Raw genomic sequence first — 19,179 nt, 5'->3', positions numbered from 1 at the left:
GACCAGTTTGCGTGACATGGTTGAAATATAAATAACTGCGCAAAAATGCGCAACTCATATTGAAACTGTTCGAGCCCGCATCGAGTGCTGCAGAGACGATCAGACTGTCCCAATAGCTGAACGAATGTCTTTACCGTAATTCCGATGCCAGTACATGTTGTTCTGCATTGGAAGGATGGATTTCGCAGTCTCGATACCAGTCTTGAATGATGGCGCGTAGCCTCGCCTCAGCGATTCCGGCTTTCTTGAGCAGGTTGCTGCCGGCTTCCCGGACAACCTGAGAGTTGATCAATGGTCGCTTGAGCGTCAGTACGAATTGGGCGGCCAGAACATGCTTGGGACTGTCTTTTTGGGGAATCAATGCGTAGAGCCAGATATTGGTGTCAACGAATATCTTAGCGGGCATTTGCTTCTTCCCGGCTCATTGGTTGAAAATTCTCGACGCCTAATGGGTTATTGATCCATCGAGCCAAAGAAGATTCGGCTAGCGTTTTTTGCTCGATTTCCTTGGGCTGAAACCGCTGGGCAAGAAATTTTGCAAAATCAAGCACTTCAGATTGTTTGTCTTCTGGGAGTTGCTCTAGAGTCTGAATGAGTTCGGCGTAGCCCATGTCGATCTCCTGGAGTGTTGATAGCCTTGTCTGGCGCTGGTCCATCGAGGTCACCTTCGAGGAAGTCCGCCGTCACCTCGGCGTCGAGACCCGCAGTATAGTACTAATGCTTTGGATCAATCATTTGTATTGGGAGATGTCGCGTGTTCGAAATCGGGCGGTCGATTCTGCGCCGGCCGTCCACCGATCGATCAGTCCGACGTCCGTTGCCGCTTGAAATCAGCGACGAAATGATCGAGCCGGCCTACGGCGATGGCCTCGCGCAGTCCGCGCATCAGCGTCTGGTAGTAATGCAGATTGTGGATGGTCGCCAGCCGCGCACCCAGGATTTCCTTACAGCGGTCGAGATGATGCAGATAGGCACGACTGTAGTGGCGGCAGGTGTAGCAGTCGCACAGCGGATCGAGCGGGCCTTCGTCGCGGCGATGCACGGCATTGCGGATACGCACTACGCCCTGATGGGTGAACAGATGCCCATTGCGCGCATTGCGCGTCGGCATCACGCAGTCGAACATGTCGATGCCGCGTTGAACCGCTGCCACGATGTCCTCCGGCGTACCCACACCCATCAGATAGCGCGGCCGGTCGGTCGGCAGCTTGTCGGACAGAAAATCCAGCACCCGCAAGCGGTCTGCTTCCGGCTCGCCGACCGAGAGTCCACCAACCGCATAGCCATCGAAGCCGATCCGCATCAATCCTTCCAGCGACTCGGCGCGCGGGCGCTCGTGCATCCCGCCCTGGACGATGCCGAACAGCGCCGCCGGATTGTCGCCATGCGCTTCGCGTGAACGCGCCGCCCAGCGCAGCGACAGCTCCATCGAGACGCGCGCCTGCGCTTCGCTGGCCGGGTAGGGCGTGCATTCGTCAAAGATCATCACGATGTCCGATCCCAGCTCGCGCTGCACCTGCATCGAGATCTCGGGGCTGAGGAACACCGGGCTGCCGTCGATCGGCGATTGGAATTTGACACCCTCTTCCGTGATCTTGCGCAGCTCGCCGAGGCTGAAGACCTGGAAGCCGCCAGAATCGGTCAGGATCGGCTTCTCCCAGTGCATGAAGCCGTGCAGATCGCCGAGCCGGCGGATGACCTCGGTGCCGGGGCGCAGCATCAGATGGAAGGTGTTGCCGAGCACGATCTCGGCGCCGACCTCCAGCAATTCCTCCGGGGTCATGGCCTTGACCGTGCCATAGGTGCCCACGGGCATGAAGGCGGGCGTCTCGACGGTCCCGCGTGCAAAGGTCAGACGTCCGCGACGGGCGAGGCCGTCGCGTTCAAGCAGATCGAAGTGCATCGAAGAGATTCCTGGCCGGCTCGCATTGAGCCGGATCGTAGAGAGGATCGAATGTTAGTGATGAATCGCCGCCGTCATCGTCAGCGCCGTCTGGAGCGCCAGGCGCAGACTGCCGAGATCGGCGCGATCGGTTCCGGCCAGCTCCAGCGCCGTGCCATGATCGACCGAGGTGCGGATGATCGGCAGACCGAGCGTCACATTGACTGCCTGGCCGAATCCAAGATGCTTGAGCACCGGCAGCCCCTGATCGTGATACATGGCCAGCACCGCGTCGGCGTCCTGCAAACGCGACGGCACGAACAGGGTATCGGCCGGCAGCGGGCCGACCAGATCCCAGCCACGCGCCCGCCGCTCGGCCAGCACAGGTTCGATGACCTCGATCTCCTCGCGTCCCAGATGGCCGCCTTCGCCGGCATGCGGATTGAGTCCGCACACCAGGATTCGCGGCCGTTCCAGACCGAAGCGTTCGACCAGATCCTGATGCAGGATGTCGACCACGCGCCCGAGCGATTCGCGCGTGATGGCCGCGCTGACCTGTGACAGCGGCAGATGGGTGGTCGCCAGCGCCACGCGCAGACCCGGTGTGGCCAGCATCATCACCGGCTCGGCCCCGCAGCGCTCGGCCAGGAACTCGGTGTGCCCGGTGAAGGGGATGCCGGCCTCGTTGATGACGCCCTTATGCACGGGTCCAGTGACCAGGGCCGCGAAGGTCTGGTCCAAACAGCCATCGCAGGCGCGTCTCAGGGTCTCCAGCACATAGCCGGCGTTGGCCGGATCGAGTCGTCCGGGCGTGACCGGATGCGCAACGGCCACCGGCCAGACCTTGAGCTGACCGGGTTGACTTGGATGGGCATCCTGGGTCGGGTCGAAGGGCGCGATGCTCAGATCCAGACCCAGACGCGCCGCGCGCTCGGCCAGCAGATCCGGGTCAGCGATCGCCACCCGTTCCGCCGCTGAGTGTTCAGCCGCCGCCAGTCGCACGATCAGATCGGGGCCGATGCCCGCCGGCTCGCCCGGTGTCAGGACCAAGCGCGGCACCCGCGCGGTATTTGAGCCTGTCATGGAGTCTGCGACCATGAATCTTGGTCGAGCCGGATCTCGACATAGGCTTCGTCGCGCAACTGGCGCAACCACTCTTCGGTTGCCTCTTCGGCCTTGCGCCGTTGCAGCGCCTCGCGCGCCTTCACTCGCAGCAGATCCTCGCTGGCGCTCTGCTGGCGTCGCTCCTCGACCTGGAGGATGTGCCAGCCGAAGGGACTCTTGAAGGGTTCGCTGGTCGCGCCGACGGCGAGTGCCTGCATCTGTTGCTCGAACTCAGGCACCGTGTCGCCCGGATCGACCCAGCCGAGTTCGCCGCCCTTGAGTGCCGAGCCGGTATCGTCTGAGTTCGCCCGCGCCAGGGTCGCGAAATCCTCGCCGTTGATGATGCGTTCGCGCAGTTGCAACAACCGCTGACGCGCATCGGCGTCCGAGACGATCTCGTTGGTGCGCACCAGGATGTGACGCGCCCGTGTCTGGGTGACGTCCTCGGGCGTGGCGGCCTTGATCTCGCGCATACGGATGATGTGAAAGCCGCTCGGACTGCGTAGCGGTTCACTGATTTCGCCCTCAGCCAGGGTATAGGCCAGATTGGAGACCAGGCTCGGTACCGCTCCCATCTCGAACCAGCCCAGATCACCGCCCTCCAGGGCGTTGCGTCCATCCGATTCGCTCACCGCCACTTCGGCGAAGTCAGCCCCGCCGCGCAGACGCGCGACCAGCCGCTTGGCCTTGTTTTCGGCCTGCTCGATCTGAGCCGGGCTTGGGTTCTCGGGCAGGGCGATCAGGATGTGTTGCAAGCGCACCTGCTCGCGCTCGATCAGCCGGCTCGATTCGCGGGCCAGGAAGCGATCGACCTCCGGCTCGCTGACCTGGATCTTGCGCACCACTTCCTGACTCTGCAGGCGACTGCTCAGGATCTGGGAGCGCGTATCCTCGCGAAAATCCTCGAAGCGGACGCCGCCTGTTTCAAGCGTCACCTTGAGCTCGTCGAGCGACAGACCATTACGACTGGCGATCCCCTGGAGTGCCTCCTCCAGCGTGGCCTCGTCGACCTGGATGCCGAGTTCCTTGGCCCGCTGTTGCTGCAATTGCTTGAGAATGAGCCGGTCGAGTACCTGCTTGCGCAACTGTGTCAAGGGCGGCACGGCCGTCCCGCGCTGGTTGAGCTGCGGGATCACCAGCGCGATCTCGCGTTCCAGCTCGCTCTGCACCACCACGTTGTCGTTGACCACCGCGACGATGGCATCCAGCGGCTGGGCCGTCAGCGGTACGGAGTGCGCCCCCAACACCAGCATGAGTCCCAGTCCCCACAGGGACCAGCCGGGCGTGAGCCACGCCAGCGCGCGTCTATTCAGACTGATAGCCATAGATTCCTCGTTCCAGGACCTTGTCGATCGAATTGCCGAAGGAGCCGAGACCGGCCAGCTCCAATTGCAGCATGACACTGGTGCTCGCCGGCTCGTCAGCGTCGCGTTTGAGATGCTGACCCAGGATGCGCAGGCGCCAGCAGCATTGGCCGAACTCCAGGCCGGCGAAGGCTTCCACGGTTTCATCATTGAGCAGCGAATAGAGCCAGCGTCCGACCACCCGTACCCGTGAACCGATCGGCATCTGGAACGAGATATCGGTGTTCTCGTAGTCATCCGACGCCTGGTTGCCCAGGTTGTAGCGGTAAGCGAGATTGATCAAACGTTCGTGACCGGGAGCGTATTGGAGCTGGAGGATCTGCTTCTCCCAAGCGTTCTCGCTGGCATGCGGATTCCATTGCAGTCCAAGCTGCGCGGTCCAGTCCGGATGAAGCCGCGCCGCCAGTTCGCCGGCAAGCGAGGAACTCACATCGTCATCGGGCTCTGTGCTATCGAGCTGAACGCGAGGCTCATCGAAGTAATAGACCTGCCCGAGACTGGCACGCAGGAGCACATCGCCATCATGGTTGGCGATGGTGCGCGTGGTCAGGCCCAGCGTCAGACGGTTCTCGTCGCTGATGCGGTCATAGCCGGTGAAGCGGTTGGGTCGAAACAGGCTGGCGAAACTGAAATCGAGCTCCGTGGTATCGAAAAGCGGATTGTCCGACTGATCGGCATAGGCCGTGAGGACGTAATAGAGTCGCGGTTCGAGCGTTTGCAAGGTCTCATGCCCGAACCAGTCGGTCTCGCGCTCGAAGATCAGCTTGCCGTCGAGATCGACATTCGGAATCAGATAGCTCGGCTGACTCTCGGCACCTTCGACCTGGTCGGCGAGATCGTATTGGGTGTAATAGAGCCGGGTGCGCGGAATGAGATGACCAAAGCTGCGTCGCAGCGGCCAGCGCAGTGAGGGAATAGCGACCAGTCGCCCGCCATGAACGTCCGAGTTGTGATCGAAATAGTCGTACTGCCCATCAAAGGTGTATTCCAGTCCGCTGATCAGCGTGCTGGGCGCGACGTTCAGCTCGATATGCGGAAGCTGTCCGTATGGCCGGTTGGCCGGCGCGATGCTGGTATCCACCGTCTGGAACTGCTGTACGCGCCCCAAGGCCCACCAGCCGTCGCCGCCGTAAAAGAGATCGGCGCGTTGAATGAGATTGCGCACGCTCGTTACATCGAGCCGGTTGCCGAAGTCGAGCAGATACTGGTCGTCGGAGACGGAGGCATAGTCGATTGCGGTCGACCAGCGCGCCCCGAGTCGCCCGGACTGGGTGATGCGTAGCGCCCCGCGCACGCCCGCGGCCTCGTCCTTGCGATCGTGCGGCAGCAGCTCGCCATCGAGTTCGATACGCTGCCTGGGCGAGAGATAGCGAAACTCGCCGCCCAGCATCAGTCCGCGCGAACTCATCAGGCGCGGTACCAGGGTCGCGTCCATGTTGGGCGCGATGTTCCAGTAATAGGGCAGGCTGAAGTCGAATCCGGTTTGCTCGGAAGTGCCGATGATCGGGATCAGAAAGCCACTGCGCCGGCGTCCATCGATCGGGAAGCTCATATAAGGCGTGTAGAGCACCGGCACGTCCCAGAGGCTCAGGCGTGCCTGACGTGCCACGCCCAGACCCGTGCCCTGATTCAGCTCCAGATCGTGCGCACGTAGCGACCAGGCCGCGTTACCGGGCGGGCAGGTGGTATAGAGAACATCGCGATACCGGCTGCGCTCGGCGTCGAGCAGCCAGGCTTCGCTGGCCGCGCCGCGCAGATTGGCCTGACCATACAGCCGATAGCCGGTCTGTTGCAGATAGCCGCGCTGGGTCTCCAGGTTGTAATCGGCACGCTCGCCGATGAGCCGCAGACCCGGATAGTCCAGTTCGATACCGCCGCTGGCGTTGACATCTCCGGTACGTCGGTTGTAATGCGAGCGATCCGCGCGCAGTCGTCGCGATTCCTGGAGGATCTCGATATCGCCCTGTAGCTGAATCAGGTCGCGTTCACGATCATAGTCGACCAGATCGGCCGTGATCTCGATCGGCAGACGTTGCGCGTCCGGTGGCGGTGACATGGGCGTGGTATCCGTGACGCCGGGCGCGGGTCCGCAGTACTCCCAGCCGAGATCCAGATGCAGTCGGCGGTCATCCGCGCGTTGCTCGATAGGGATGGCAGCCACGGGCGCAGCGGGTGTCTCGTCCGGTGGAGCGAGGGTGACGCCTTGTGCGCTCTGTTCCTTCAGGGTCGCGAGCGCGGCATCGCGTTCGGCAGGACGGTTGGGGATCAGGGGCGATTCGACCGAGGGCAGATGCTGCGGTGTGCTCGGCGTAAAAGCCGTCTGAGGTGAGCGTGGCGGCGAGTCCGGCTCAGGTGCTGGAGCCGTCGCACTCGGACTCGATTCCGTCGCCCCGCTGGAAGCCGAGACGGCCGCGAGCACGAGCAGCGCCATCGCGCGTGCGCTCTGTTTGAAGTCGGCCAGGGTCGGCATCGGTCGAAAGGCTGTGTGACTGAATGGGTGGACGCTAGGGGTTGAACCTGCAACCATGGCATATCCAGGGCGCGCCATCAATCGCCGATGACGGCATCGCGCAGCGGAGCCTTGGTTTCGAAGACTCTATGACGGGTTGAGGTAAGTCGCGTGTCGGAGCGAAAGGCGGCATTGCATGCTTGGTTGACTGAGGTATTGGGGACGGAGTCGCTGGAGCTGACGCCGGCGTCCTCGGATGCGAGTTTTCGCCGCTATTGGCGTGTCTGGCGCGATGGCGAGACCTGGATCGCCATGGACGCTCCGCCCGAGTTCGAGGACTGCGGTCGTTATGCCGATCTGGCGCGACGCTTTCATGCCATCGGCGTCAATACCCCCGAGATTCAGGCCGAGGCGCGCAAGCAGGGGTTTTTGCTGATTTCGGATTTCGGTGATCGCGTCTATCTCGGCGAGCTGAACGATCAAACTGCCGACCGGCTTTATGGCGAGGCGCTCAAAACCCTGGAAATCCTCCAGACGCGCACCCCGACCGAAGGACTGCCGCACTATGACGCGCCGTTGCTCGCGCGTGAACTGGGTCTGTTTCGCGACTGGCTGTTGCAGGGGCTTCTGGAGTTATCGCTCGATGAGCGCGACGGCGAGCGGCTCGCACGCCTGGAATCCATCCTCATCGCCAGCGCCCTGGAACAGCCGTGCGTCTGCGTCCATCGCGATTATCACTCGCGCAATCTCATGCTGACCGAGAATGCCAGTCCGGGCGTGCTCGACTTCCAGGATGCCGTGGTCGGCCCCATCACCTATGACCTGGTCTCGCTGCTGCGCGATTGCTATATCGCCTGGCCTGAGCCGCGCGTCTGGGACTGGGCGCTCGGCTATTTCCAGCGCGCCACCGAGTCGGGCCTGCTCCAGGCGGTCGAGCCTGAGCAATTCAGGCGCTGGTTCGATCTCATGGGGATGCAGCGTCATCTCAAGGCGTGCGGCATCTTCGCCCGTCTGAGTCTGCGCGACGGCAAACATGGCTATCTGGCTGACATTCCGCGCACCCTGGGCTATGTACGGGATGTGGCGGGTCGTTATCCGGAATTGAGTGCGTTTGGCGACTGGCTCGGCGAGCCTGTGGCACGCGCGCTGGAATCGCGTCTGGCCTCGCACGTCTAGGGGCCGCAAGCGCACGGACTCAGGTTTTCTGTTTATCCGAGGCCGCGCTGTCCGAGTCATCGGACATATCGAACAGATCCGCGAGTCCTTCCAGTTCATCCCGCGCGCGCGCGTCCTCGATCTCCTGCGGGCTGAGTGCGCGTTCGCGATCGGCGTCGGGCGCGGCGGCCGCTGAATCGCTCGCGGTCTCCTTCGCCAGCTGCTCCAGCATGGCATCGATCTCACTCGGATCGAGTGCGTCCTCAACCGCGTCCTTGGCCGTATCCCCGACCGAGTCCTCGACTACATCCTCAACCGTATCCTTGGCTGCGTCCTCGGCATCAGCCGTGGTGTTGGCGGTTGGCTCTGGTTCTAAGGCCGTCTCGGGCGCCTCAGACTCCTCAGGCTCCTCGGGCTGAGCGGTCTCCATCGCCTGGATATCGAAATCGGCATCGTCCATGTCGAGATCGTCGAAATTGACGTCCTCCGCGTCCTCCGCACTGGAGGCGGGCGGTGCTGTGTCGGCGCCAGCCGGAGTGGCCGGCGGCTTATCCGCTGGTTTAGCTTTCGCTTGCTCGGCTTGCTGGAACGCCGCCGTGTATTCATCCATGAGCTGTTCGAGGGTTTCCTTGGTATTTTCGAGTTCGGCCGAAAGCTGCGCCCGCTCGTTCTCCAGGCTCGTGACTTCGTTCGCGCTGATCATCCCGGTCGGCGTGATCTCGGCCCAGGGCTTGATTACCTTGGCCAGCTCTGCCGGGATTTCCTTGAGCTTTTCGCCATCGCGGTTGAGATAGAGATTCAGCATGACGTTGTAGAAGGCCCGCTCACGTTCCATGTATTCATCCACCTTGGCCGCCAATTCATCGCCTTCCAGACGATAGGTGTTCTCGAACAGATTCGTCAGCGCATCGCGGTGAGAGTGTTCGCTCGACTCCAGATGCTCCATGACGGCCTCGGCATGCACCTCATCATCTTTTGTCTGGTGGTGCTGTCGCCTGAGCATCAGAAAGAGGATGACCCAGGCCAGCAGGGCGAACTCGCCGGCCAGGATGAGCGCCGCCAGTTGGAGTGTGCTCATGCGCGCTTCCTCTTGGCGGTTTTTTGAGCCGGCTCACGACCGGACCTGGCCCTCGTCATGAGCCACCAGGTCAGCGCCAAGGCGGCACCAAGCAGGGCATTGCCGCCGAGCAGATAGATCAGCAACCAGGGCCAGGAGATAGCGTTGCCTGCCGCTGTCTCTTCGTCGGCCTGACTCGACGGAGCCTCGAAATCGAAATTCAGGACACCGGGGTCAGGTTGAATTTCGATGGGGTCGTCCGTCAGGGTCCGGCCCATGAAATGACTGCTGATTCGATATTCACCCGGACGCTGGACAGGGATCTTGATCATCAGCGGGAAGCGTTTGCCCTTGGTGATCTCGACGACCTCGGTCCAGTCGTCCGGGCCGCGCACGAGCAGATAGCCGAGCAGACTTGCCGGGTCGACCAGATCCGGCTCGGCGCTGAGCTGGATCTGGATGGCGGCTAGGGGGTCGGTCTCACTCGGTTGCTGGCGCTCATAGGTCAGGGACAGGGGCGCGCCCTTGATCTTGATACGCTTGGTGAGCTGGCGCTGGAAGGAACCGCCGTCGATGACGAAGTCCACACGGTAGACGCCGGGCGCGAGCGTCGCTGTTTGCAGCATCCCCGAGAACCGGGTCGTGGCCGGATCCAGGGTCAGACGCTGCTCACCGGGCGGCGGCTGGGGCGGCGGGGTCTGTCCCTCTTCGACGGCCGGTGGAGCCGGTGGAGCCGGTGGAGCGGAAGGCGCCGGGGTCGATTCAGGTGGCTCGTCAGCGACTGACTCGGCGACGAGCGTCACCTTGGCCACCAGCACTTCCAAGAGTTCGAGGCGCTTGACCGGCTGCTTATGGTCGGTGAGCCAGGTCTCGGTCTTGGGCATCTCGCCGAGTCCGATCGTGTTGGGCAGCGGTCCGGCCTCGATGTCCAGGTCAGTCACGACCACGACCCGGTTGTCCGGGTCTTCCACGCCGCGAATGCGCCATTGTCCGGGCTTGGGATTGGTCAATGTCACCAGATCATAGCCGGCCTCGGCACGCCATCTGACGCCTGGAGCGAGCTGATCGACCCGAATCCGCTCGCCGTCGGGTGTCGTCAGCTGGGTCTGTCCGCCTTCGGGACGAAAGGCGAGCAGTGTGAATTCACGCACCTGATCGTCGATCTCGAAACGATTGCCCTCAAGCGGAACCGTCGTCGGTGGAGCGCTCTGTTCGAGTACGCGCAGAAAGAGTCGCTGGAGCGTCTCGGCATCTTGCGCAGTCTCCATCCAGCCATCGGTCTGGGTCGCCAGCAGGCGCATGAGTGGCTCATCGATCTGATCCGAGAGGCCGATGGTGTGGACCTTGACGCCCATGGTTTTAAGCGCTTCGAGCTGCTCGGAGAGGATGCGCTCGCGCGAGGCCGCGCTCGGCTCGGGCTCCTTGGAGACATCGACGAGCCCGTCGGTGAAGAGGATCAGATGACGTTCGCCCTCGGCCGGCGTCGTACTCCAGTCCTCGGTCGCGGTGCGGATGGCGCGCTCGATATCGGTGAAGAGTCCACGCGAATGGATGCGGTTGAGACGCTGGCCGAGACGCTTCTTCCAGGCCTCATCGACGGGAGCCGGCGGGATCAAGACCTCGGTCTGTTCGGCAAAGAGCCACACGCCGGCGATAGATCCAGCCGGCATGAGTTCGTTGACCAGTTGCAAGGCCGGTGCGCGCAGGTTCCTGGGGTCGTTCTGACGCATGCTCCCCGAGACATCGATGAGCAGTCGCACATCGGCTGGAGCCGCCAGCGGTGCCTGGATCGCGACCAGCCACAGCAGGATGACGGCTAAGAGCGTCGGCGCACGCCTCAGGGAAGACACAATTCGAAACAGCCGCCAGTCAGATGATGGGAGTTGACCAGATGGATCCGGCCGACAGTGTCGCCATTGTGGTGTAGCTGCGCGATGCGCGTGGCAAAATACAGGCCGAGCTGGGTGCGGCCGGGGTTGGTGGCCTCGGCGAATTCGCCGGGCTGGTACTCCAGCAGACCGATCAAGGCCGGCGGAAACCCGCCGCCATCGTCCTCGACGCGGATGACCAGAAAGCCGTCTTCCTGAGCGGCACTGAGTTCGATGCGTGAGCGGGCGTAGCGTCTGGCATTGCCGATGGTGCTGTCGAGCACGCTGCGGACCAGCTCCAGATCGAAATAGCCCTCCAGATCCGGTTCGCAGTGATAGCCCAATTCCAATTCGAGCGCCCGACACACGGAGTGATTTTCGGCGACGACTTCCTCCAGGAAGTCATCGAGATTGTTGGCCGTCACGCGCATGGAAAGCTGCTCGTGACCGAGCTTGTAGAGCGTCAGCAACTGGATGAGATTGCTGTTGGCGCGGCGTGCCTCGTGTTGCAGGAGGCTGGCCTGACGCGGATTGGCGATGTGATTCTCTGGATTGCCGATCAGATCCTCGAGATTGGTCAGGATCAGACCGAGCGAGTTTTTGATGTCGTGGATCGAAGAGGCCAGGATGTCGGAAAAGTCCATGCTGTCCATCGGTTCAACCCTTAGTGGTGAGTTTGCGCAGTCGCGCGATGACATCGCCCAGTCGCCAGTCATCGGGAGCTAGCGTCTGAACACGGTCGATATAATGGCGCACGCGCTGTAGATTGTCGTTGGTGATGCCCTGGCGTTCCATATACATGATGATGGCCTTGGCCGCGTTGAGGCTGATGGTCTTGTTGCCTGGCATCTCGTCGGCGGCCTGGCTCAAGAGACGGATGGCAGCCTCGAATTCGCCCTGCTTGATCAGTCGCACACCTTCGTTGTTGGTCTTGACCAGGTCGCGCTGGACTTCGCGGATCGCCGTCTCGGCATCGTATTGTAGTCCGGATTCCTGGCACAGATGCACGATCTGAGTCAGGATCTCGTCATCGTCGTGATTATTGGCGATGGTCTGACGCAGCATCTCGGCGGCCTTGTCGGTTTGGCCGAGTCCGGCATAGGTCTTGGCCATCTCCAGGGCATGCTCGGATGAGTGCACCGTTTCATTGAGTCGGGCGAGCACGTCCTCGGCCTCGGCGAGTGCGGCGGCCGCACCGGTCGCGTCGCCCTGGCGCGTCTTGATGATGGCGCTGGTACTGGCCGCATAGAAGGCCGCTTCCTGTTGATCGGGAAAGACTTTGTTGATCTGGCCGGTGACCTTGAGCGCCTCGTCATGCTTGGCGTTGGCCGACTTGCTCTTAGCCAGTCCGGCAAACATCGACGGGTGATTGAGCACGGAGTGTTTGGATAGGCCGACAGCGTGTTCGTAGGCCGTTTCAGCAATCTCGGGATGGCCGTTGTTCAGGGCGAGGTCGCCGAGCGCGTGCTGACGCCGGATACCACGCGGCGAGAGTCGCACGGCGGTGCGCAGTGTCTCCTCGGCCTCGGCGAAATGGCGCTGAGCCGTTTGCGTTTTCGCCAACCAGTCGTAGGCGCCGATGAAGTTGGAATCCTGCTCGATCAGTTGCCTGAAGGTTTCCAGCGCCTGATCGAAGTGTTTCCGCATGAACTGAATCTTGCCGATCCCAAGCCGCGCCCAGGGCATCTCGCGGATGGCCAGCACCTGTTCCAGGGTTGTCGCGGCCTCATCAAGCCGATTGGAGTCGATACAGATCTCGCTCTTGAGTTTGAGCAGTTCGCCGAGATTGCGCGGTTTTTTGGAAATCAAGAGATCGAGTGCGCGGATCGCCGCCGAGATGTCCTTGGCGAGCAGTGCCTGATTGACCACGGTCAGATGGGCTTTGCGCTCGAAGAGCTTGGCCAGACGGGTTTGCAGCAGATCCTTGGTGAAGGGTTTGGAGAGATAGCTGTCGGGGGCGTATTCGACCGCGCCCATCACCATTTCACGGGTGTTTTCGGCCGTGATCATGATGAAGATACAGTCGACGCCGATGAGCTGACGATGGCGCGCTTCTTCGAGCACCTGCTGACCATCCTTGCCGGGACCGAGGTTGTAGTCGCAGAGAATGACATCGTAGTGATTCTGCTGCATCTTGGCGATGGCTTCGCTGCCGTTGCGGGCCTGATCGATGTGCGCGACCCCGAGCGAGACGAGGATACCCTTGATCGCCGCGCGCATGTCGGCGAAATCATCGATCACCAGGAAGGTCTTGGCTGTGAAGGCGTCCGCCATCGCATTGTGCTCCGACTACTGCGCGCTGGATTGTTCGCGCGCGATCGCGCGATGCCCGATGTCGCGCCGACAGAAGGCGCCTGTCCATTGAATGCGGTCGACGGCCTGATAAGCCAACCGTTGGGCCTCGGCCACGTTTTCGCCGAGTGCGGTGACGCACAGCACGCGCCCGCCGTTGGTCAGGATCGCGTCGTCCACTTGCCGGGTGCCGGCCTGGAAGACTTTAGCTTCGCTGGAGGGTACCGCATCCAGGCCGCTGATGACATGCCCCTTGTCATAGTCGTCCGGATAGCCGCCGGCGGCCATGACCACGCCGAGTGCGGGGCGTGCGTCCCAGTCGGCCGTGACCTGGTCGAGATGTCCGTCGAGCGCGGCCAGACAGAGTTCAGCCAGATCCGACTTCAGGCGCATCAGCAGCGGCTGGGTCTCGGGATCGCCGAGGCGGCAGTTGAATTCCAGAACCTTGGGTGTACCCTTGGCGTCGATCATGAGTCCAGCATAGAGGAAGCCCAGATAGGGTAGTCCTTCGGCGGCCAGACCCGCGACCGTCGGCTCCATCACTTCGCGCATGATGCGGTCGTGGATCTCGGGTGTGACGATGGGGGCGGGCGAGTAGGCGCCCATGCCGCCGGTGTTGGGACCGCGATCGCCGTCGTCGCGCGCCTTGTGGTCCTGAGACGAGGCGAGCGGCAGGATGTGCCGGCCATCGACCATGGCGATGAAGCTCGCTTCCTCGCCGGTGAGGAATTCCTCAATCACGACGCGCGCTCCAGCCTGACCGAAGCGCCCGCCGCCGAGCATGTCGTGCACGGCGGCCTCGGCCGTGGCCAGATCATCGGCCAGGATCACGCCCTTGCCGGCGGCCAGACCATCGGCCTTGACCACCACGGGCGCGCCGACCTGGCGCAGATAGTCGAGTGCCGGTTCCAGCTCGGTGAAGACGCCATAGGCGGCGGTCGGGATGCCGTGACGGTGCAGGAAGTCCTTGGCGAACGCCTTGGAGCCTTCGAGCTGAGCCGCCGCCTGACGCGGCCCGAAGCAGGGTAGTCCCGCTTCGGCGAAGGCATCGACCAGACCCAGCACCAGCGGCGCTTCGGGACCGACGATGGCCAGCCCGATCGACTCGCGGCGCGCGAACGCCACCAGTCCGGCGATGTCGTCGGCGGCAATGGCCACGTTCTCCACGCCCGCTTCGCTCGCCGTGCCGCCATTGCCGGGAGCTACGAACACCTGCTCGGCCAGTGGGGATTGAGCCGCTTTCCAGGCCAGGGCGTGCTCGCGCCCGCCGCTGCCCACGATCAAGATCTTCATCAGTGTTTCAAGTCTCTGGTTTTAGGTTCGGATCGGATCCGAGTCAATCGAACGACACGATACCGCGCCGGCTGGCACGAATGAAGGCGACGATCCGCGCCGTCTCGGGGCTAGGATACTCGGCCTCGGCGCGCTGGAGTGCGTCGTCCAGGCGCAGACCGGAGCGCAGAATCAGGCGATAGACCTGTTTGATGCGCGTGCGCTGTTCCTGGCTGAAGCCGCTGCGTCTCAGTCCGACCACATTGAGTCCGATCAGGCGCGCGCGATGGCCGTCGGCGAGCATATAGGGCGGCACGTCCTGAGGCACGCCTGTGACGCCCGCGATCATGACATAGGAGCCGAGGCGGCAGAACTGATGCACCGCCACCTGGCCGGAGAGAAAGCAATGGTCGGCGATCTCGACATGCCCGGCCAGGGTCGCGGTGTTGGCGAAGACATTGTGATCGCCGACGATGCAATCGTGCCCGGCGTGGCTGAAGGCCATCCAGTAATTGTGATTGCCGATGCGGGTGCCGTCCTCGGTCTTGATCCCGCCGCTGATGTTGACGCACTCCTTGAAGTGGTTGTGATCGCCGATGACCAGCGGCCGGGCTTTCTCCGGGGTGAAGCTCAGATCCTGCGGCTCGGAACCCAAGGTTGCGCCATGACAGACACGGTTGTGCGCCCCCATCCGGGTGACGCCGAAGATGCGCACGTTGCTCTCGATGCGGCAGCCCTCGCCGATGACGGCCCCGGATTCAATGATCGAATAGGGACCGACCGTCACGCTATCGTGCAGTTGGGCGCCGTCCTCGACGATGGCCGTTGGATGGATGCGCATGGATTTTTAGTGCCTGAAGTGACGCATGCCGGTGAAGACCATGGCCATGCCGTGCTCATTGGCGGCGGCGATGACCTCCTCGTCGCGCATCGAGCCGCCGGGCTGGATGACGGCCTGGATGCCGACCGCCGCCGCTTGATCGATGCCGTCGCGGAAGGGGAAGAAGGCATCCGAGGCCATCACCGAGCCGGCGACGGTCAGACCGGCGTGCTCGGCCTTGATGGCGGCGATGCGCGCCGAATTCACCCGGCTCATCTGCCCGGCGCCGACGCCGATGGTCATGCGCTCGCGGCCATAGACGATGGCGTTGGACTTGACGAACTTGGCCACGCGCCAGGCGAAGAGCAGGTCGGCCAGTTCGGCCTCGGTCGGGGCGCGCTCAGTGACGGTGCGGATCTGATCGGTCAGACGCAAGTCGGCCTCCTGGACCAGCAGACCGCCGTTGACGCGCTTGAAGTCGAGCCGGTTGCCCGGTTCGCGGGTCCAGTCGCCGCATTCGAGCAGGCGCACATTCGGCTTGGCGGCAACCGCCGCGCGGGCCGCGTCCGAGACGCGCGGGGCGATGATGACCTCGACGAACTGACGCGCAACGATGGCGCTCGCGGCCTCAGCGTCGAGTTCGCGGTTGAAGGCGATGATGCCGCCGAAGGCCGATTCGGGATCGGTCGAATAGGCGCGGTCGTAGGCGTCGAGCAAGGTTGCACCGAAGGCCACGCCACAGGGGTTGGCGTGCTTGACGATGACGCAGGCCGGCGCCTCGTCGAACTGCTTGACGCATTCGAGCGCGGCATCGGTGTCGGCGATGTTGTTGTAGGACAGTGCCTTGCCCTGGAGCTGGGTGGCGGTCGCGATGCCGGCTTCCCCGATCTGGTGCTCGACATAGAAGGCGGCGTTCTGATGCGGATTCTCGCCATAGCGCATCGACTGCTGGCGCTTGAATTGCAGCGTCAGGGTGCGCGGGAAGCCGGCATCGGCCTCGGACTCGGTGCGTGCGGACAGATAGTTGGCGATCGCGCCATCGTAGCGCGCGGTGTGCTCGAACACCTTGGCCGCCAGATCGAAACGGGTCGCGTCGCTCACGCCGCCCGTGGTCTGGATCTCCGCGGCCACGCGCTCATAGTCGGCGGCGTCGACCACCACGGTGACGCTGGCGTGGTTCTTGGCCGCCGCGCGCAGTAGGGTCGGACCGCCGATGTCGATGTTCTCGATCGCGGTCTCCAGGTCACAGTCCGGATTGGCGACCGTCTGCTCGAAGGGATAGAGGTTGACGACCACCAGATCGATCGGCGGGATGCCGTGCTCGGTCATGACCGCATCGTCGATGCCGCGCCGGCCGAGGATGCCGCCGTGGATGCGCGGATGCAGGGTCTTGACGCGCCCGTCCATCATCTCGGGGAAGCCGGTGTGGTCTGAGACCTCGACCACGGTCAGGCCGTTGTCGGCCAGCAGGCGGGCGGTGCCGCCGGTGGAGAGGATCTCGACGCCACGGGCGGCGAGCACGCGAGCGAAGTCGAGCAGACCGGTCTTGTCGGAGACACTGATCAGGGCGCGTTGAATGGGTTGCATCGGATGGTCCAGGTTCTTTTTAGGTGAGCGTATGGCTTCGCGAAGTGTTCGGGAGCGAAGCATCGACGGCTGTGGTGCAATTGTGCAACATCCGCGTCTTCGATCCCATGGATTTTAGGACAGACCTCAGCGGTCGATGCCGTGGGCCTTGAGTCGTTTGCGCAGTGTATTGCGCGTCAGACCGAGCAGGCGTGCCGCCTGGCTGAGATTGCCCTGTGTGTGTTGCAGCACCAGCTCGAACAGCGGGCGTTCGACCTCCTGCATGACCAGATCGTAGAGATCCTCGATCTCGTGTCCGGCCATGTGGGCGAGATAGGCCGCCACAGACGCTTGTACGCATTGGCTCAGGGGCGTGGTGCTCTGAGTTTTGTCGGGGTCGGATCCGGTCGCGCGCGGGGGCGGTTCGGATGTCGTGGGCGCGGCCTCACTCGTCATACAGCGGAAATCTCTCGTGCAGGGCCTGATCGAGGCCGGTATCGTTAATTCAGTTACTTGGGTCTATGTCGACCGGAATGAGGGTGGCGTTTGGCTGTAGGTGCGGCTTCAGCCGCATCGATCCGACGGGCGGCCTGAACTCACTTTTTGCCGTAGGTCGAGTCGTGATCCGGCGCAATGGTCAGCAAACGCATGAAATCTCCATCGCGATAGGCCGTTGCCCGACGTGACTGCGTGATACGCAGCGAGTAAATGGCCTCGATCCCGGCTGGGGGTTTGACGCTGGTGATCTTTTCCCACTTCAGGCCCGGATCACGGTACACCTGATTCCAGGTCAAGCGTCGAATCTTGTCGAGCACGTTGAGTGCCGCGTGACGTTCCGGTTTTTGCAGACTCAGCAGATGGTCCTGGAAGACGGGATTGTTCAGATCCAGCCGGACCCTGGGATCAGGACTGGACATGACCGAGGCGCTGCAAGACGTCTTCGAGATTCGCGTCGGAGGCGGCTTGGGCACCGGACCACGTCAGAGCGGCCTGCAGGTCGGCGGCCGCCTGCGACTCGTGCAGCCAGCGCTCGTTGTCGGGGATGACCGTGGCGGTGCGCACGATCCAGACGCCGGGCTCACGTTCTTCCACGAGTACCTGACGTCCGGCATATTGCTTGCCGAGCGAGATCTGGCCATTGGTGCCGACGACCTTGACCACGGGTGTCTGTGCGCTGATCGCCATCCTGAGAGTCCTTCGAGAAGGGGTTCTGCACGAAAGTATAGTTTTAGTGCGGCACGTCCTTCAAACATCAATGTCAATCTTGATCCAGGAACGCCAGCGCCAGCCGGAGCTGCTCGCTCGCCGTTTCGGTTCGATTGATGGTCTCGCGGAAGCTCGCCGCGCCCGGCAGGTCGCGGCAGTACCAGGCGATGTGCTTGCGTGCGATCCGTACTCCGGCGTAATCGCCGTGGAAGGCATAGAGGGCTTCGAGATGTTCTCTCAGAATATCCCTGATCCAGTCGCGTGAGGCGGCTCGTGCGGGTGGAAGGGCAGGCTCCGGAACCGGATCGGCGGCGATGTCACCGAAGATCCAGGGGCGTCCCTGGGCGGCGCGACCGATCATGATCGCGTCTGCGCCCGTGTAGTGCAGGACGTGACGGGCGTCTTCCGGTGAAGCGATGTCGCCGTTGGCGATGAGCGGGATGTCCACTGAGGCGCGGATGGCGCGAATGGTGTCGTACTCGGCCGGGGCGCCATAGGTGCAGGCGCGCGTGCGTCCGTGCACGGTCAGGGCGGCGATGCCCGACTCGCGCGCGATCCGGGCGATGCGCACGGCGTTGCGCTCCTCGGGCGACCAGCCGGTGCGGATCTTGAGCGTCACCGGCACCTCGACGGCCGCGACCACGGCTTCCAGGATGCGCGCCACGCGCGTCTCGTCGCGCAGCAGGGCCGAACCGGCGGCGACCTTGCACACCTTCTTGGCCGGACAGCCCATGTTGATGTCGACGATGTGCGCGCCCAGCTCGACGTTGAGCCGCGCGGCCTCGGCCATTTGGGCAGGGTCGGACCCGACGATCTGCGCCGAGATCGGTCCCGGTTCGTCGCGATAGTCGAGCCGGCGCAGCGACTTGCGGCTGCCCCAGAGCGCGGTGTTGGCGGCGACCATTTCAGCCACGGCCAGTCCGGCACCGAGGCGTCGGCACAGGGTGCGGAACGGGCGGTCGGTGATCCCGGCCATTGGGGCCAGGATCAGGTTGTTGGCGAGCCGATGGGGGCCGATCTGGAAGGGGCGGATCAAAGCGGGCGAAGACGTTGCTCGTTGGGATGGAATCACGGGTTGAATCGTTGGAAGTCGTCTGGCTGATGGCGGTGAACCTCAAGGTTACACGGATTTAACCCATTCTTC

Annotated in this window: 18 protein-coding genes; 1 reads left to right on the top strand and 17 read right to left on the bottom strand. The window is 63.1% G+C overall.

Features of this window, described 5'->3' with window-relative positions; genetic code table 11:
- Positions 1 to 130: 130 nt before the first annotated feature.
- From GJ668_RS11100 to GJ668_RS11075, 6 genes are all read right to left on the bottom strand, one after another.
- Positions 131 to 406 carry a PIN domain-containing protein gene (locus tag GJ668_RS11100; protein WP_155450213.1) on the bottom strand — a complete coding sequence of 92 codons (276 nt, stop codon included), beginning with the start codon at positions 404 to 406 and terminating at the stop codon, positions 131 to 133.
- On the bottom strand, positions 396 to 611 hold the full coding sequence (locus GJ668_RS11095; protein WP_155450212.1) for a DUF2281 domain-containing protein: 216 nt from the start codon (positions 609 to 611) through the stop codon (positions 396 to 398). Before GJ668_RS11095 ends, GJ668_RS11100 begins: the two co-directional genes overlap by 11 nt.
- 191 nt (positions 612 to 802) lie before the next feature.
- Positions 803 to 1,903: a tRNA guanosine(34) transglycosylase Tgt gene (gene tgt, locus GJ668_RS11090; protein ID WP_155450211.1), complete on the bottom strand. Its 1,101-nt coding sequence runs from the start codon at positions 1,901 to 1,903 to the stop codon at positions 803 to 805.
- A gap of 54 nt (positions 1,904 to 1,957) precedes the next feature.
- Positions 1,958 to 2,965, bottom strand: coding sequence for a 4-hydroxythreonine-4-phosphate dehydrogenase PdxA (pdxA, locus tag GJ668_RS11085; RefSeq protein ID WP_155450210.1), 1,008 nt, complete (start codon positions 2,963 to 2,965; stop codon positions 1,958 to 1,960).
- Positions 2,962 to 4,311, bottom strand: a complete 1,350-nt coding sequence (locus GJ668_RS11080; protein ID WP_155450209.1) for a peptidylprolyl isomerase — start codon at positions 4,309 to 4,311, stop codon at positions 2,962 to 2,964. The genes pdxA and GJ668_RS11080 overlap by 4 nt, the downstream gene beginning before the upstream one ends.
- Positions 4,292 to 6,877, bottom strand: a complete 2,586-nt coding sequence (locus tag GJ668_RS11075) for an LPS-assembly protein LptD (RefSeq protein ID WP_246194797.1) — start codon at positions 6,875 to 6,877, stop codon at positions 4,292 to 4,294. The genes GJ668_RS11080 and GJ668_RS11075 overlap by 20 nt, the downstream gene beginning before the upstream one ends.
- A 93-nt stretch (positions 6,878 to 6,970) precedes the next feature.
- Between GJ668_RS11075 and GJ668_RS11070 the strand changes: the two genes are divergently transcribed.
- Positions 6,971 to 7,975: a phosphotransferase gene (locus GJ668_RS11070; protein WP_186343042.1), complete on the top strand. Its 1,005-nt coding sequence runs from the start codon at positions 6,971 to 6,973 to the stop codon at positions 7,973 to 7,975.
- 19 nt (positions 7,976 to 7,994) lie between these two features.
- On the opposite strand, the gene GJ668_RS11065 is transcribed toward GJ668_RS11070, so the two are convergent.
- From GJ668_RS11065 to dusB, 11 genes are all read right to left on the bottom strand, one after another.
- Positions 7,995 to 9,032, bottom strand: a complete 1,038-nt coding sequence (locus GJ668_RS11065) for a hypothetical protein (protein ID WP_155450207.1) — start codon at positions 9,030 to 9,032, stop codon at positions 7,995 to 7,997.
- Entirely contained in the window at positions 9,029 to 10,861 is a 1,833-nt protein-coding gene (locus GJ668_RS11060) for a VWA domain-containing protein (protein WP_186343041.1), read from the bottom strand. The genes GJ668_RS11065 and GJ668_RS11060 overlap by 4 nt, the downstream gene beginning before the upstream one ends.
- On the bottom strand, positions 10,849 to 11,523 hold the full coding sequence (locus GJ668_RS11055; protein WP_246194795.1) for a sensor histidine kinase: 675 nt from the start codon (positions 11,521 to 11,523) through the stop codon (positions 10,849 to 10,851). Before GJ668_RS11055 ends, GJ668_RS11060 begins: the two co-directional genes overlap by 13 nt.
- A 13-nt stretch (positions 11,524 to 11,536) precedes the next feature.
- A complete protein-coding gene (locus tag GJ668_RS11050) occupies positions 11,537 to 13,153 on the bottom strand; it encodes a tetratricopeptide repeat protein (RefSeq protein WP_155450205.1) in 1,617 nt (538 codons plus the stop codon).
- A gap of 15 nt (positions 13,154 to 13,168) precedes the next feature.
- On the bottom strand, positions 13,169 to 14,464 hold the full coding sequence (gene purD / locus GJ668_RS11045; RefSeq protein WP_155450204.1) for a phosphoribosylamine--glycine ligase: 1,296 nt from the start codon (positions 14,462 to 14,464) through the stop codon (positions 13,169 to 13,171).
- Between the two features lie 43 nt (positions 14,465 to 14,507).
- Positions 14,508 to 15,284: an acyl-ACP--UDP-N-acetylglucosamine O-acyltransferase gene (lpxA, locus tag GJ668_RS11040; protein ID WP_155450203.1), complete on the bottom strand. Its 777-nt coding sequence runs from the start codon at positions 15,282 to 15,284 to the stop codon at positions 14,508 to 14,510.
- A 6-nt stretch (positions 15,285 to 15,290) separates the two neighbouring features.
- Positions 15,291 to 16,850 (bottom strand): bifunctional phosphoribosylaminoimidazolecarboxamide formyltransferase/IMP cyclohydrolase, encoded by a 1,560-nt coding sequence (gene purH / locus GJ668_RS11035; protein WP_155450202.1) that lies wholly within the window; start codon positions 16,848 to 16,850, stop codon positions 15,291 to 15,293.
- Between the two features lie 126 nt (positions 16,851 to 16,976).
- On the bottom strand, positions 16,977 to 17,285 hold the full coding sequence (locus tag GJ668_RS11030) for a helix-turn-helix domain-containing protein (protein WP_155450201.1): 309 nt from the start codon (positions 17,283 to 17,285) through the stop codon (positions 16,977 to 16,979).
- A gap of 140 nt (positions 17,286 to 17,425) precedes the next feature.
- A complete protein-coding gene (locus GJ668_RS11025; RefSeq protein ID WP_155450200.1) occupies positions 17,426 to 17,746 on the bottom strand; it encodes a hypothetical protein in 321 nt (106 codons plus the stop codon).
- Complete coding sequence (locus tag GJ668_RS11020) at positions 17,733 to 18,014, bottom strand: hypothetical protein (protein ID WP_155450199.1); 282 nt, start codon at positions 18,012 to 18,014, stop codon at positions 17,733 to 17,735. Before GJ668_RS11020 ends, GJ668_RS11025 begins: the two co-directional genes overlap by 14 nt.
- Before the next feature lie 73 nt (positions 18,015 to 18,087).
- Positions 18,088 to 19,107 (bottom strand): tRNA dihydrouridine synthase DusB, encoded by a 1,020-nt coding sequence (dusB, locus tag GJ668_RS11015; RefSeq protein WP_425482487.1) that lies wholly within the window; start codon positions 19,105 to 19,107, stop codon positions 18,088 to 18,090.
- Positions 19,108 to 19,179 lie beyond the last annotated feature (72 nt).

The organism is Allochromatium palmeri (assembly GCF_009720725.1).
Classification (GTDB): domain Bacteria; phylum Pseudomonadota; class Gammaproteobacteria; order Chromatiales; family Chromatiaceae; genus Thermochromatium; species Thermochromatium palmeri.
Note: the sequence above shows the minus strand (reverse complement) of the source record. Positions and strands in the feature narration are given on the sequence as shown.